We start from the raw sequence: 13,539 nt of genomic DNA, 5'->3' as shown, positions 1-13,539 counted from the left end.
CCTCGCTACCCCACCGCGGTCTCGCCCGCGACCGGCTGCCGGCGGGCGGTGCCCTGCTGCACCTGCGCGGCGAGGTACGCGACGGCCGCGGCTGCGGGGGTGCCGGGGTCGGCCCAGAAGGTCACGAGCACGTGCGAGCTGCCCGGGATCGCGAGGTTCTGCCAGCGGAACTCGACCCAGCCGATCGGGTCGATCCAGTGCCGCGAGACCCCGGTGCGCTGCACGGCGACGTCGTGCCGCGCCCAGATGCGGGCGAAGTCCGGGTCCTCCAGGGTCAGGGTGCCGACGATCTCCTGCAGCCGGGGGTCCTCGGGTTCGGCGTGCAGCCGGAGCGCGGCGACGACCCGGTGTGCGGTGCGGTCCCACTCGGCCGCGTGCTGCCGGGACGCCTCGGAGAACATCTGCAGGACGAGGTTCGCGCCCGGCTCCATGTACCCGGGGCCGAGGGCGCTCGCCAGGGCGTTGGACAGGATGATGTCCTGGTTGCGGTCCATCACGAACGCCGGGGTGTGCGACCACTGCGCCAGGAGCGACCGGACCGAATCGTCGAGCCCCGGCGGCACGACCCCCTCGGGGCGGCGGCGTTCGGCGTGTGCGAGGCGACGCAGGTAGTCGACGGCCTCGTGGTCGAGCCGCAGGGCCCGGCCGAGCGCCACGAGCACCTGGTCGGACGGCTGGTGGTCACGGCCCCGTTCGAGCCGCAGGTAGTACTCGGGGCTGATGCCCGCGAGCCGTGCGACCTCTTCGCGGCGCAGGCCGTCCACTCGTCGTCCGGGCTCGCGGGTGAGGCCGACGTCCTCGGGCTGGACGAGTGCCCGACGGGCGCGGAGGTACTGCCCCAGTTCGGACCGTCGCGCATCCACGCGAGCAGGATAGCCGGAATCCGCAAAGAACGCGAGAACTACCGTTCTCTAGGTGTGCCGCCCCGCGCGATGGTCTGGTGCGGCTGCTCCCCGAACCGCTCCCGGTAGTGCGCCGCGAACCGCCCCAGGTGGGTGAACCGCCACCGCCGCGCGACCTCGCTGACGAGCAGCGCGCGGGACCCCGGCCGCCCCAGCTCCAGGTGCACCCGGTCGAGCCGGACCTCGCGCAGGTACTGCATGGGGGTGACGCCGAGACGACGGCGGAACAGGTCCTGCAGGCCGCGCTCGCTCAGGTCACAGGCCGCTGCGACGTCCGCCACCGTCAGCGTCCGGTCGGCGTGGTCGTGCACGAAGCCGATCGCCCGCCGCATCCGGTCCGCGACGTCCGATCGCGACCGGGCGAAGGTCGACAGGACGACGGTCGCGATCCGCCGGTTCAGGGCCGCACGGTCGTCGACGGGCAGGGCGGGGTCGAGGATGCGCCCGGAGGCCTCGCGCAGCAGTGCGCGCAGCGGTTCGAGTGCGGGATCGGCCGCGTCCGGCTGCCCGAACACCGAGGACTCCCCCGTGTCGCCGAGCAGCGACGGCGACAGGTGCAGCAGCGTCGTGGCGGTCGCGTCGGTCTCGAACCCGTACGCGACGGACGCCGAGAGCATCATCGGCCGCTCGGCACCGACCTCCCAGTGCTCGCCGTCGTCCGCGGTCAGGCTGGCCCGGCCGTCGGCGAGCCAGAACACGACGTGGTCGGGGCGCGGACCGATCGTCCCCGACCGCTTGCCCGGTGTCGCGATCCGGTGGATCGACAGGTCGTCGTCCCCGCCGGTCTCGTAGCGGAAGCCCTCGTCGTCCGCGGTCACGGCGTCGGGACCCGGTCCCACTCGTCGCCGTAGCGGGACAGCACCGACCACCGCGAGATCGGCCACGTGGTGACGAAGGCGCGTCCCACGACGTCGTCGACCGGCACGGTGCCGTGCACACGCGAGTCGGCGGAATCGTAGCGGTTGTCGCCCATCACCCAGATGCGCCCCTTCGGCACGGTGATCTCGAAGTCCTTCCCGGCGACACGGTCCGATCCGCGTTCGAGCACGACGTAGGGCTCGTCCACCGCGTGCCCGTTCACCGACAGGCGGCCCCGGGCGTCGCAGCACGACACCGTGTCGCCCGGCAGGCCGATGACGCGCTTGATGAGGTCGTCGCCCTGGCCCATGCCGAGCCAGCCGCCCGGGTCCTGGAACACCACGACGTCACCACGCTGCAGCGGGACGACCCCGGGCACGAGCTCGTTGACGAGCACCCGGTCCCCGACGAGCAGCGTGTTCTGCATCGAGGCCGAGGGGATGTAGAAGGATCGGACCAGGTACGCCTTCACCAGGAAGGACGCCAGCAGCGCCACGACGACGATGATGACGAGGTCGCGCAGGAACCGCAGACCGCCGCGCTTCGGCTCGCTCTCGGGCGCGGGTTCGGAGTCGGGTCCGGCGTCGGCGTGCGTGTCGCTCAATGCGTCAGCACCACCTTGACGAGACCGATCACGAACGCCACTGCGGCGAGCACGATCCCACCCCACAGCCCGAGGAACGTCGGCTGCTTCCCGCTGAACCGCTGCATGAACACGCCCACCAGCCCGATGCGCACCACCAGGATGACGGTCGCCGCGATCTGCGCCCACTCCGCCGGCAGCCACCCGATCCAGGCAGCCGCGTAGAGGACCGCCGGGATCAGGCCGGAGGTCGCGATCGGGTTGGCGTTCCGGACGATCGTCGCGACCGAGTCGCGGCGGGCAGCGCGGTCCGCAGCGGACTCCTCGCCGTCGTCGCCGAGCCCGTGTGCGACCAGGTGCGCGAGCACGTGCGCCAGGTAGGTCAGCACCGCGGTCGCCAGGACGGTCGCCACCGCGGCGCCGTGGTGGATCTGCTCCGGGTTCACCGCGATCGCGACGGCGAGCACCGTGATGTTGCCGTAGATGTACGACGACATCCGGTCGCGGACGTGCTCGAGCGGCAGGTCACGGGGGTCCGGGCGACCGCCGCGGGGTCCGCGCCCCGGTCGGGAGGGCCGTCGTGTGCGTGGCATCCGTCCATCTTGGCCCCCGTGGTCGGCCGTCCGCCGACAGGACACCGGATGCGATGGTCACACGGGTGGCCGGTTCCGGCAGACTGGGTGCCGATCGGCGCGACGGAGCGCCGGACAGGAGGCACGCATGACGTCCGCACGACCACTCGCCCTGGTGACCGGGGTGGGCCGCAGAGCCGGCATCGGCGCAGCGCTCGCCACCCGCCTGGCGACCGACGGCTGGGACCTCGCCATCTCGTGGTGGGGACCCTACGACGACCGCGTGAGCGGCGGGGCGGACCCGGACGGGGTCGAGTCGGTGGTGCAGGAGTGCGAGGCGGCGGGAGCACGGGTGACGCGCCTCCCGGTCGACCTGGAGGACCCGGAGCAGGCGGCCGCGCTCGTCGGCCGCGCCGAGACGGAAGCCGGCGCCCCCGTCACCGCACTCGTCATGTCGCACTGCGAGTCCGTCGACTCCGACCTGCGCACCACCACGGTCGAGTCGTGGGACCGCCACTTCGCCGTGAACGCCCGCGCACCGTTCCTGCTCGTACAGGCCTACGCGGTCGGGCTCGAGCGTGCCGGGGACGCCGCTCCGCGCGACCGACGTCGGATCGTCGCGCTGACGAGCGACCACATCGCGTACAACCTGCCGTACGGGGCGTCGAAGGGCGCGCTCGACCGGATCGTGTTCGGCGCCGCGAAGGAGCTCGGCAGCCTCGGCGTCAGCGCCAACGTGGTGAACCCGGGCCCGAACGACACCGGCTGGATGTCCGACGAGGTCAAGGGGTGGGCCGTCGAGGGCACCCCGCTCGGTCGGCTCGGACGCCCGTCGGACACCGCCGCGCTCGTCGGGTTCCTCTGCTCGGAGCAGGGCGCCTGGGTGAACGGGCAGCTGCTGAAGTCGGACGGCGGGATCTCGAACAGCGCCTAGGGCGTTCCATTTGGTTGACGCGTCACCGAATTGGTTGACGCGTCAACCAAACGGGCGCACACTAGGTGCATGCAAACGCACGAACTGCTCGCCGCCGACACCGGGATGGGCGCCGTCACGCTCCGCGTCGCCGACCTCGACGCGATGATCCGGTACTACCGCGACGGCGTGCGGCTGTCGCTGCTCTCCCAGGACGGCGGCGTCGCCGTGCTCGGCCGAGGCAGCACGCCGATCGTGGTCCTCGAGCACGCCCCCGCGATGCGGCACGCCGGCCCCCGCGAGGCCGGGCTGTTCCACACGGCGATCCTGTTCGACACCCGCGCCGACCTGGCAGCCGCGCTCTACTCAGTCGCCACCCAGTACCCGGCGGGCTTCACCGGCAGCGCCGACCACCTGGTGAGCAACGCGTTCTACTTCACCGACCCCGAGGGCAACGGCGTCGAGCTGTACTGGGACCGTGACCGCACCGAGTGGTCGTGGACGCACGGCATGGTCGACATGGACACGAAGTACGTCGACCCGAACGCGTTCCTGCAGTCCCACCTGACGCAGGAGGCCCTGGACACCGCCGCGGCACGCCCGGGCAAGGTCGGCCACGTGCACCTGTCCGTCGGCGACGTCGCCACCGCACGCTCCTTCTACGTGGACACCCTCGGCTTCGAGACCACCGCCGGCTTCGGCGAGGCACTGTTCGTCAGCGCCGGCGGCTACCACCACCACATGGCGATGAACACCTGGAACTCCCGCGGCGCCGGGCGGCGACAGCTCGCACTCGGCCTGGGGCTCGTGCGCATCGAGGTCCCCGCCGCCGACGACCTCGGTGCCCTGACCGAGCGCATACGGCACGGCGGCGTGGAGCTCGCCGACGACGGCCGGACCGTGGCGTTCGACGACCCCTGGGCGAACCGCATCGAGGTGACCACGCCCGGTCGCGGGTAACGCGTCGCGACACTTCGCGCTGACCGACACCTCACGCGCGCCCGGACCCGCGAGGTGTCGCGCAGCGCGAAACCTCACCACACCGGCCGCCGGACCGGCAGGATGGACCCGTGACTGACGACATCCGGTGGGAGGTGGTCGAGGAGAGCACGCTGTCGCTCCCCGACCACGAAGCGATCGCGGCGCTGCTCGGGCAGGCCTTCCCCGACTGGTCGCACTGGTACGTGGGCAGCCGGAGCTGGTCCGGCATGCAGCCGGAACGCCGGGTGCTCGCGCACGACGCCGACGGGGTCGTCCTGGCCCACGTCGGCATCCGCCGCATGTACATCTCCGTCGGCGGGCAGGATCTCCTGGTCGGCGACACCGGCCTGGTCGCCGTGTCGCCCCGACTGCAGGGCACCGGCGTCGGCCGCGAGCTGATGACCCGCACCGCCGCGGTCCTCGAGGGACTCCGCGTGCCCTTCGGGTTCCTCGGCGCGGGCGAGGACCGCATCCCCTTCTACGCGAAGCTCGGCTGGCACGAGTTCCCCGAGGCCGTCGGCACCTTCTCGGCGTTCACCGCCGAGGGCGCGGGCGTCAGCAACACCGAGCAGGGCGGCTGGATGGCGCTGCCGGTGGCAGCGCAGCTCGAGGACTGGCCGGACGGACCCATCTGGCTGAACGGCCAGCAGGTCTAGACGCAACGACCGACGGACAGGAGGCCCGGTACCAGCTGGTACCGGGCCTCCTGTCCGTCAGGTCGTCCAGCGGGGCTTACGCCTCGACCGCGACCTTCTCCGGGTCCTCGTTGGAGCCCGGCGCGCTCGGCGCGACCGCGGCGCGCACGCGCGCACCCAGGTCGGCGTCGACGTTCGTCCAGTAGGCGAACACGCGCTCACGCAGGTCGTCGCGCGTCACCTTCGAGACGTGACCGGCGATGTTGCCGACCAGGCGCTCACGGGCGGCGTCGTCCAGGACCTCACGGACGAGCGTGCCAGCCTGGCCGAAGTCGTCGTCCTCCGGGTGCAGGGTCGCGGCGGAACGCTGCAGCGCACCGTCGGACTCCCAGCCCGGGGCGTCGTCGGTCGCGTTCGGGTCGGCGTGCGCACCACCGAGCGAGTTCGGCGCGTACACCGGCACCTCGGACTTCTGGAAGTCGAAGCGCATGCCGCCGTCCTTCGAGTACGAGTGGACCTCGTTCTTCGGGGCGTTCACCGGGAGCTGCGCGTGGTTCGTGCCGACGCGGTAGCGGTGTGCGTCCGCGTAGCTGAAGATGCGCGCCAGGAGCATCTTGTCCGGGCTCGCCGCGATGCCGGGCACGAAGTTCGAGGGGGCGAAGGTCGCCTGCTCGATCTGCGCGAAGTAGTTCTCCGGGTTGCGGTTGAGCTCCATCGTGCCGACCTCGATGAGCGGGTAGTCCGCGTGCGGCCACACCTTCGTCAGGTCGAACGGGTTGAAGCGGTAGGTCGCGGCGTCCTCGTAGGGCATGACCTGCACCTTGAGGGTCCAGCGCGGGAAGTCCTGACGCTCGATTGCGGCGTGCAGGTCGCGGATGTGGAAGTCCGCGTCCTCGCCGGCGATGCGATCGGCGTCCTCCTGCGTCAGGGTCTTGTGGCCCTGCTCCGTGATGAAGTGGTACTTCACCCAGAAGCGCTCGCCCTCGGCGTTGATCCACTGGTAGGTGTGCGAGCCGAAGCCGTCCATCTCACGCCAGCTCGCCGGCAGGCCGCGGTCGCCCATCAGCCACGTGACCTGGTGCGCCGACTCGGGCGACAGGGTCCAGAAGTCCCACTGCATGTCGTGGTCGCGCAGGTGCGAACCCGGCAGGCGCTTCTGCGAGCGGATGAAGTCGGGGAACTTGATGCCGTCGCGGATGAAGAACACCGGGGTGTTGTTGCCGACGAGGTCGTAGTTGCCCTCTTCGGTGTAGAACTTCAGCGCGAAGCCGCGGGGGTCGCGCCAGGTGTCGGGGGAGCCCTGCTCGCCAGCGACGGAGGAGAAGCGGGCCAGCATCTCGGTCTGCTTGCCCGGCTGCAGGAACGCGGCACGGGTGAAGCGGGAGACGTCCTGCGTGACGGTGAAGGTACCGAAGGCGCCGCCGCCCTTGGCGTGCACGACCCGCTCCGGGACGCGCTCGCGGTTGAACTGGGCGAGCTTCTCGACCAGGTAGTGGTCGTGGAGCGCGAGGGGGCCGTCGGCCCCGACGCCCATCGAGTGCTCGTCGCTCGAGACGGGGGCGCCGCTGTTGGTCGTGGTGGTCGGGGTGCCGGTCGGCGTGTTCTGGTCGGACACGGTTCCTCCTGGAGGTGGGACGTTGGTTCGGTCAGGGGTGCTCGGGTGGTTCGGGGTCCGGCGCGTCGTGCGGCCGGTGCGGTGGGCGGTCGCCGTCAGGCGGGCGTGGGGGCGCTGGGTGCCTGCGCGCTCGCGTCGGGCGCGTCTGGGGCGTCGCGCTCTGCGTCGTCGCGCTCTGCGTCGTCGCGCTCTGCGCCGTCGCGCTCTGCCGCTGCGCAGCGTTCGCAGATGCCCCAGTAGGTGACCTCGGCGGTGGTGACCGCGAAGCCGTGGGTCTCGGACGGCGTCAGGCAGGGCGAGTGGCCGACCGCACAGTCGACGTCCTCGATCGCGCCGCACAGGGTGCAGACGATGTGGTGGTGGTTGTCACCGGTGCGGCGCTCGTACCGGGCAGGGCTGCCGGCCGGTTCGATGCGGCGGACGAGCCCGACGCCGGTCAGGGCGTTCAGCACGCCGTAGACGGCCTGGTGACTGGTGGTCGGCAGCTCCACGGCGAGCGCGGTGACGATGTCGTCCGCGGTGGCGTGCGGCATCGAGTCCGTCGCGCGGAGCACCGCGAGTCGTGGGGTCGTGACCCGGAGCCCCGAGGAACGGAGCAGATCGGCGTCGGCGTCCATGCTGAGCCTTTCTTTTGCAGGAATCAAGACAACGCGTTCACTGTACACGAGCTTCTGCTGCCGACCAGCGAGGACCCACATGCCGCTACCGGAATACGAAGTGTCACGATCCGGTCGCGATCAGCTGGGACGACCCTGGACCGACCGTTCTGCACGCTAACGTCCGGACATGTCCACGAGCCAGGGTCTGCCTGAACAGGCGAACAGCACCGCGGACGTCCGGGGGATCATCGCGAAGCGGGACCTGGTCGTCGACCTCATCCGGACGGCCTGCGTCGTCCTCGTCGTCATCGTGCACGTCACGATGGTCGGCGTCGCCGCCGATGACCAGGGGGTGCGGGTCACGAGCCCGCTGCAGGAACTCCCCTGGTACGTCGCCGCCACCTGGGTCGGGCAGGTGATGCCGCTGTTCTTCGTGGTCGGCGGGTTCGCGAGCGCCGTCGGCTGGCGCAGCACCGTCGCCCGTGGCGCGCCGAGCCCCGCCCGCGACTACCTGGCCACCCGCCTGGTGCGGCTGTTCCGGCCCGCGGTGCCGCTGTTCGTGTTCCTCGCGCTCGGGCTCGGGGTCGCCACGGCCGCTGGGACGCCGCCGGAACTCCTGGCCGAGGTCGCGTTCGGCATCGGTTCGCCGCTCTGGTTCCTGGCCGCCTACGGCATCACCCAGTGCTGCGTGCCCGTGATGATGCGCCTGCACGAGCGAGCACCGTGGGCCACCCTTGCCGTGCTGCTCGTGCTCGCCGGGGCGGTGGACGCCGTCCGTCTGGCCACCGGGGTCGCCGAGGTCGGGCTGCTGAACCTGGGCCCGGTGTGGCTCTTCGCGCAGCAGCTCGGCTTCCTGTGGGCCGACGGCTGGTTCGCTCGCCGGTCGAAGGTGCTCCTGCTCGGCATCGCCGTCGCCGCGTACGCCGTGCTCGTGCCGATGACCTCGGTCGGGCTCTGGGCACCGGACATGCTGCAGGACCTCAACCCGCCGATGCTCCCGCTGGCGTTCCTGGCGATCGCGCAGGCCTGCCTGGTCCAGCTCGTGCACGCTCCGCTCACCAGGCTCATGCGCACGCGGGCCGCACTCGGGGCCGTGTTCGTCCTCGGCCGCGACGGCATGACCATCTACCTGTGGCACCTGCCGCTGTTCATCGCGCTGAACGGCGTCGCCCTGCTCGTCGGGGTGCCGTTCCCGGCGCCGGGCTCCGGTCCGTGGTGGGCGTCGCGCATCGTCGCACTCGTGGTGGTGCTCGCCGTCGCGATCGGGGTGGCCAGGGCCCTGCGCTGGTTCGACCGGCCGCTCCCCCGGCTGCTGCCGTCGGCCGACCGTCCGTCGTGGCCGGTCGTCGCGTTCGCCGCGCTCTGCACGATCGGCCCGGCGTTCCTCGTGATGCAGCTGCACCTGTCGTTCGGCGTCGCGCTCGTCGGTGCCGTGGCCGTGCCGGTGGGCGTCTGGCTGCTGTCGCGGACCGTTCCGGCACGCGGGGTCGCCCGGATCTGAACCGGTTCTCACCGACGCGGGGCCACGACGGACCCCCGCCGGACGTCGGGCGGACGGAGGATGGTTCCGGCGGCGCGAAGGACGAGTCCGCCTGATCCCCAGGAGGCTCCCCACGCCGTCGACACCCGAGTTCTGGAGCACCTGGCGGTTCGATCCACTGGCGGCGGTGCTCCTCGTCGTCGCCGCGGTCGCCTACGGCCGGTGGGTCGTCGGCGCGGCTCGACGGGGTGCCCGGTGGCCGTGGTGGCGCACGCTCGCCTTCGCCACGGCGCTCGTGCTGTTCGGCGTCCTGCAGTTCGGCATCGTCGGCGTCGACGACGAGCGGTTGCGCTGGGCCTTCGTCCTGCGGGCCGCCCTGCTGTTCTTCGCGGTCCCCACCTTCGCCGCGCTCGGTGCGCCCGTCGCACTGCTCCGGATCGGAGGCCCGGCTCGCCTCGCGCAGGTCGCCGACGCGGTCATGGGGTCACGTCCGGTGCGCCTGCTCGGCAACGCGATCGTCGCGCCGCTGGTCGCGCTCGCGCTGTTCGCCGTCCTGCTCACCCCGTTCTCGGCGGTGATCCGGGAGTCCCCCGCGTGGGCCGCCGTCATCACCGTGGCCGTGCCGGCGCTCGGGTTCGGCCTGCTCGCGCCCCTGTCCGAGGTCGGCGTGCTCGTCTCGTCGACGTTCGCCACGGCCGAGTTCCTGCTGGCGTTCGTCGAGCTCGTCGTCGACGCGGTGCCCGGCATCGTGCTGCGGATCACGAACCACGTGCTCGACGGGTCCCTCGTGCCGGTGGTCGGGCGGGCCTGGTACCCGTCGCCGCTGCAGGACCAGCACCTGGCGGGCGACCTGCTGTGGTTCATCGCCGAGGTGGCGGACATCCCCGTGCTCGTCGCCCTGTTCATCCGGTGGCAGCGGACCGACCGCCGCGAGGCTCGGGCCGTCGACGCCCTGACCGACGAACAGATGGACGAGCTGACCCGAGCGCACCTGCAGCGCCGCCGCTGAGCGTCGTGATGTCCCGCGTTCCACTTCGTGAGCAGCAATGGTCGGGTACCCGAAGGCGACCCGACCATTCCTGCTCACGAAGTGCGCTCGTGCCCTACTTCGACGGGGCCCCCGCGGGCTCGGCGTCGGGCTGCGTGGTCACCGAGCCGGTCTGCTGCCAGGCGACGGTCTGCTTCGGCTTCGCCAGGAACAGCGCCGCGACGATGGCCACGATGAGCACGATCGCCGGCAGGTAGAGCGACTCACCCATGGCCTTGGAGAACGGCTCGAGCAGGAAGCCCGGCAGTGCGCCGACCTGCTGCTCCGCGCCACCGGCCGTGGCCCCACCGGACGACGCCGGGAAGTTCGCCGTGATCCGGGCCTCCATCAGGGCGGCGATGCCGGCGGAACCGAGCACGGCACCGATCTGGCGCGTGGTGTTGTAGACACCCGAGCCGGCACCGGCCAGCTTCGGCGGCAGGTTGCGTGTCGCCGAGACGGACAGCGGTCCCCACATGCAGGCGTTGGCGAGGCCGAGGAGCGCGCTCGGCAGGAGCACCCAGCCCCACTCGGCACCGCTCGACAGCAGGGCGCCGAACCAGAACAGGCCGACCGAGAAGCAGGCGAGCCCGAACGAGGCGACCCAGCGCGGGTTCCAGCGGTTCAGGTTCTTGCCGACGATCGGCGCGAGTGCGGCGGACAGCACGGCCTGCGGCACGAGGAGCAGTGCGGCCTGGGTCGGCGAGAAGCGCAGGACGTCCTGGGCCCACAGCATGATCGGCAGCGCGAACGAGGCGATCGCGACACCGACGGCGGTGATGGCGACGTTGGCCAGCGTGAAGTTGCGGTCCTTGAACAGGCCGAGCGGCAGCAGCGGCTCGCCCTTCTGCACGCCCTGCCAGACGACGAAGCCGGCGAGCACCACGAGGCCGACGATGATGAGCGACCACACCGAGATCGGGCCCGCGATGACGCCCCAGTCGTAGGTCTCGCCTTCCTGGATGCCGAAGACGAGCAGGAACAGGCCCGCTGCCGACAGGAAGATGCCGAGGTAGTCGAAGCGGTGTCCGTGACGCTCGAACGACGGCACGAAGCGCTGCGCGAGCACGAACGCCACGACACCGACGGGGACGTTCACGAAGAAGATCCACTCCCAGCCGAAGCCGTCGACGAGCAGGCCGCCCACGATCGGGCCGACGAGCGACGCGACACCGGCGACGGCGCCCCAGAGGCCCATGGCCGCGCCGCGGTTCTGCGGCGGGAAGATGCGCGTGATGACCGACATGGTCTGCGGGCTCATCATGGCGGCGCCGAGGCCCTGCACGACGCGGGCGACGATCAGCACCTCGATCGAGCCGGCCAGGCCGCACCACAGGCTGGCGAGCGTGAAGACCACGAGGCCGATCTGGTACATGACCTTCGGGCCGAAGCGGTCGCCGAGCCGGCCGGTGATGAGCAGCGGCACGGCGTAGGCGAGCAGGTAGGCGCTCGTCACCCAGATCACGGAGTTGATGTCCGCGTCGAGCTTCTGGGCGATGGTGGGGGTGGCGACCGACACGATGGTCGAGTCGACGAGGATCATGAAGAACCCGACGACGAGTGCCCACAGGGCAGGCCACGGCTTCTTCTCGGTCGTCCGCGGAGGCGTGACGGTGGTCATCGAGTGGTTTCCTTGCTGTTCGTGGTGGTGTCTGCGGACGCGACGGAGGCGTCCCAGGAGATGTGGCCGGCGGCGATCCGGTCGGCCGTGGCGGCGAGCCACTCGATCTGCGTCGTGAGCATGGCACGCACGTACGACACGTCGAGCCAGTACCGCTCGGGCAGGTCCTTCGCACGGACGACCCCGAGGATCTCGTCCGCCTCGTCGCGCTGGGCCCGGAGTGCGACGGCCCGCGCCCGGAGGGCGGACTCGGCCTCGTCGACCGACAGGTTCTCGATCTCGGCGACGGCCAGGTGGAAGACGGGGTACTCCTCGGCCGGTTCGGCGATCAGCCGGACGAGCCCGTCGTGCAGGGCCGTCCACCCGTCGTCCGTGATGGCGTAGGTGGTGCGTTCCGGACGGTTGCCCGCCCGGTCGGTCCCGACGACCTCGGCGAGGCCGAGCTCCACCAGGCGGCCGACCTGGTGGTACAGGGTGCCGGGCCGGACCTTGACGTTCCGGCCGTCCCGGCGGTGCGTCATCGTCTGGAACATCTCGTAGGGATGCGTCGGCCCCTCGGCCAGGAGCCCGAGCGCGGCGAACGCGAGTGGCGTGAGCGACGGCACACGTGCCTCCAGTCCGCTTGTTCGTTGTTGACTATTCGGCTTGGAATATACGCGTTGGAACAGACGTGAGCAAACGCACAGCAAGGGCCCGCCTGGAGGCCCGGGGCCGTCCCGGCGTGTCGCGCGCGCCCCGTAGACTGGTCGCGTCCCCCCACCCCTGAAGTGCTGGAGAGAACACGTGCCAACGATCGTCGTCGAGGTCATGCCCAAGGCCGAGATCCTCGACCCCCAGGGGAAGGCCGTGGGCAACGCCCTGGCCCGCCTCGGCAAGGCCGACCTGACCAACGTCCGCATCGGCAAGCGCTTCGAGGTGACCGTCGACGGCCCCGTCGACGACGCCAAGCTCGCCGAGGTCCGTGACATCGCGGCCGACGTCTTCTCGAACGCGGTCATCGAGGACGTCGTGTCCGTGACCGTCGAAGGCCAGTGACCCGGATGCGCATCGGCGTCATCACGTTCCCCGGCTCGCTCGACGACCGCGACGCCCAGCGCGCCGTCCGTCTCGCCGGCGCCGACCCCGTCGCCCTGTGGCACGGCGACCACGACCTGCAGGGCGTCGACGCCATCGTGCTGCCCGGAGGGTTCTCGTACGGCGACTACCTGCGTGCCGGCGCGATCGCCGCGAAGGCCCCGATCATGGCCGAGGTCATCGACGCCGCCGGCAAGGGCATGCCCGTGCTCGGCATCTGCAACGGTTTCCAGATGCTGGCCGAGGCCCGTCTGGTCCCCGGCGCGCACACCCGCAACGCGCACCAGCAGTTCATCCGCCGCGACCAGAAGCTCCGCGTCGAGACCACCGCGACCGCCTGGACCTCCGGCTTCAGCGCCCAGCAGGAGATCACCATCCCGCTGAAGAACGCCGATGGCCGCTTCGTCGCGGACGCCGACACCATCAAGCGCATCGAGGACAACGGCCAGGTCGTGTTCCGCTACGTCGGCGTGAACCCGAACGGCTCCATCGACGACATCGCCGGCGTCTCGAACGAGCGCGGCAACGTCGTCGGCCTGATGCCGCACCCCGAGCACGCGACCGAGGCCGGCTTCGGCCCGGACACCCCCGCTGCGATGGCCTCGGGCACCGACGGCCTGACCTTCTTCACCTCCGTGATCGAGCACGCGCTCGTCAAGTGACAGGGAACAACGACACC

General features: G+C 71.4%; 15 protein-coding genes. 7 read left to right on the top strand and 8 right to left on the bottom strand.

The features are described from left to right. Positions 1 to 5: 5 nt before the first annotated feature. From BR70_RS19460 to BR70_RS19450, 4 genes are read right to left on the bottom strand one after another with little or no spacing between them, the layout of a single operon-like run. On the bottom strand, positions 6 to 863 hold the full coding sequence (locus BR70_RS19460) for a helix-turn-helix domain-containing protein (protein ID WP_035808052.1): 858 nt from the start codon (positions 861 to 863) through the stop codon (positions 6 to 8). Between the two features lie 38 nt (positions 864 to 901). Beyond that, on the bottom strand, positions 902 to 1,741 hold the full coding sequence (locus BR70_RS22100; protein ID WP_051596622.1) for a helix-turn-helix transcriptional regulator: 840 nt from the start codon (positions 1,739 to 1,741) through the stop codon (positions 902 to 904). Next, positions 1,717 to 2,364: a signal peptidase I gene (gene lepB, locus BR70_RS19455; protein ID WP_081827239.1), complete on the bottom strand. Its 648-nt coding sequence runs from the start codon at positions 2,362 to 2,364 to the stop codon at positions 1,717 to 1,719. Before lepB ends, BR70_RS22100 begins: the two co-directional genes overlap by 25 nt. Beyond that, positions 2,361 to 2,936 (bottom strand): hypothetical protein, encoded by a 576-nt coding sequence (locus tag BR70_RS19450; RefSeq protein ID WP_128781582.1) that lies wholly within the window; start codon positions 2,934 to 2,936, stop codon positions 2,361 to 2,363. The genes lepB and BR70_RS19450 overlap by 4 nt, the downstream gene beginning before the upstream one ends. 127 nt (positions 2,937 to 3,063) lie before the next feature. Here BR70_RS19450 and BR70_RS0104090 point away from each other — a divergent pair, with 127 nt between their 5' ends. The 3 genes from BR70_RS0104090 (at position 3,064) to BR70_RS0104080 (ending at position 5,465) form a co-directional block, all read left to right on the top strand. Beyond that, on the top strand, positions 3,064 to 3,849 hold the full coding sequence (locus BR70_RS0104090; RefSeq protein WP_027465029.1) for an SDR family oxidoreductase: 786 nt from the start codon (positions 3,064 to 3,066) through the stop codon (positions 3,847 to 3,849). Between the two features lie 69 nt (positions 3,850 to 3,918). Further along, complete coding sequence (locus BR70_RS0104085) at positions 3,919 to 4,788, top strand: VOC family protein (RefSeq protein WP_027465028.1); 870 nt, start codon at positions 3,919 to 3,921, stop codon at positions 4,786 to 4,788. A gap of 110 nt (positions 4,789 to 4,898) precedes the next feature. Beyond that, the gene (locus BR70_RS0104080; RefSeq protein WP_027465027.1) at positions 4,899 to 5,465 is read left to right on the top strand and encodes a GNAT family N-acetyltransferase; all 567 of its coding nucleotides are present in this window, start codon (positions 4,899 to 4,901) and stop codon (positions 5,463 to 5,465) included. 76 nt (positions 5,466 to 5,541) lie between these two features. On the opposite strand, the gene BR70_RS19445 is transcribed toward BR70_RS0104080, so the two are convergent. After that, a complete protein-coding gene (locus tag BR70_RS19445) occupies positions 5,542 to 7,059 on the bottom strand; it encodes a catalase (protein WP_035808050.1) in 1,518 nt (505 codons plus the stop codon). Positions 7,060 to 7,154: 95 nt separating this feature from the next. Next, on the bottom strand, positions 7,155 to 7,676 hold the full coding sequence (locus tag BR70_RS19440) for a Fur family transcriptional regulator (RefSeq protein ID WP_081827238.1): 522 nt from the start codon (positions 7,674 to 7,676) through the stop codon (positions 7,155 to 7,157). Between the two features lie 169 nt (positions 7,677 to 7,845). Between BR70_RS19440 and BR70_RS0104065 the strand changes: the two genes are divergently transcribed. Continuing rightward, the gene (locus BR70_RS0104065) at positions 7,846 to 9,159 is read left to right on the top strand and encodes an acyltransferase family protein (RefSeq protein ID WP_051596620.1); all 1,314 of its coding nucleotides are present in this window, start codon (positions 7,846 to 7,848) and stop codon (positions 9,157 to 9,159) included. Positions 9,160 to 9,325: 166 nt separating this feature from the next. Next, positions 9,326 to 10,147 (top strand): cytochrome c oxidase assembly protein, encoded by an 822-nt coding sequence (locus tag BR70_RS19435; protein ID WP_035808048.1) that lies wholly within the window; start codon positions 9,326 to 9,328, stop codon positions 10,145 to 10,147. 94 nt (positions 10,148 to 10,241) lie between these two features. On the opposite strand, the gene BR70_RS0104055 is transcribed toward BR70_RS19435, so the two are convergent. Further along, positions 10,242 to 11,786, bottom strand: a complete 1,545-nt coding sequence (locus tag BR70_RS0104055; RefSeq protein WP_027465025.1) for a DHA2 family efflux MFS transporter permease subunit — start codon at positions 11,784 to 11,786, stop codon at positions 10,242 to 10,244. Next, entirely contained in the window at positions 11,783 to 12,391 is a 609-nt protein-coding gene (locus BR70_RS19430; RefSeq protein ID WP_051596619.1) for a PadR family transcriptional regulator, read from the bottom strand. Before BR70_RS19430 ends, BR70_RS0104055 begins: the two co-directional genes overlap by 4 nt. Before the next feature lie 178 nt (positions 12,392 to 12,569). Here BR70_RS19430 and purS point away from each other — a divergent pair, with 178 nt between their 5' ends. Both purS and purQ read left to right on the top strand, forming a co-directional pair. Beyond that, positions 12,570 to 12,821, top strand: coding sequence for a phosphoribosylformylglycinamidine synthase subunit PurS (gene purS, locus BR70_RS0104045; protein ID WP_017886272.1), 252 nt, complete (start codon positions 12,570 to 12,572; stop codon positions 12,819 to 12,821). A 5-nt stretch (positions 12,822 to 12,826) separates the two neighbouring features. Further along, on the top strand, positions 12,827 to 13,522 hold the full coding sequence (purQ, locus tag BR70_RS0104040; protein ID WP_027465024.1) for a phosphoribosylformylglycinamidine synthase subunit PurQ: 696 nt from the start codon (positions 12,827 to 12,829) through the stop codon (positions 13,520 to 13,522). Positions 13,523 to 13,539: the final 17 nt, after the last annotated feature.

This window comes from Curtobacterium sp. UNCCL17, from assembly GCF_000686685.1.
Classification (GTDB): Bacteria; Actinomycetota; Actinomycetes; order Actinomycetales; family Microbacteriaceae; genus Curtobacterium; species Curtobacterium flaccumfaciens.
The sequence above is the reverse complement of the archived record's forward strand: the minus strand, read 5'-3'. Positions and strand labels throughout refer to the sequence as shown.

Excerpts from the sequence above, each read along its gene's own strand:
- BR70_RS19450 (WP_128781582.1), bottom strand. The coding sequence starts at position 2,936 with ATGCCACGCACACGACGGCCCTCCCGACCGGGGCGCGGACCCCGCGGC.
- BR70_RS0104090 (WP_027465029.1), top strand. The coding sequence starts at position 3,064 with ATGACGTCCGCACGACCACTCGCCCTGGTGACCGGGGTGGGCCGCAGA.
- BR70_RS0104085 (WP_027465028.1), top strand. The coding sequence starts at position 3,919 with ATGCAAACGCACGAACTGCTCGCCGCCGACACCGGGATGGGCGCCGTC.
- BR70_RS19440 (WP_081827238.1), bottom strand. The coding sequence starts at position 7,676 with ATGGACGCCGACGCCGATCTGCTCCGTTCCTCGGGGCTCCGGGTCACG.
- BR70_RS0104065 (WP_051596620.1), top strand. The coding sequence starts at position 7,846 with ATGTCCACGAGCCAGGGTCTGCCTGAACAGGCGAACAGCACCGCGGAC.
- BR70_RS0104055 (WP_027465025.1), bottom strand. The coding sequence starts at position 11,786 with ATGACCACCGTCACGCCTCCGCGGACGACCGAGAAGAAGCCGTGGCCT.
- purQ (WP_027465024.1), top strand. The coding sequence starts at position 12,827 with ATGCGCATCGGCGTCATCACGTTCCCCGGCTCGCTCGACGACCGCGAC.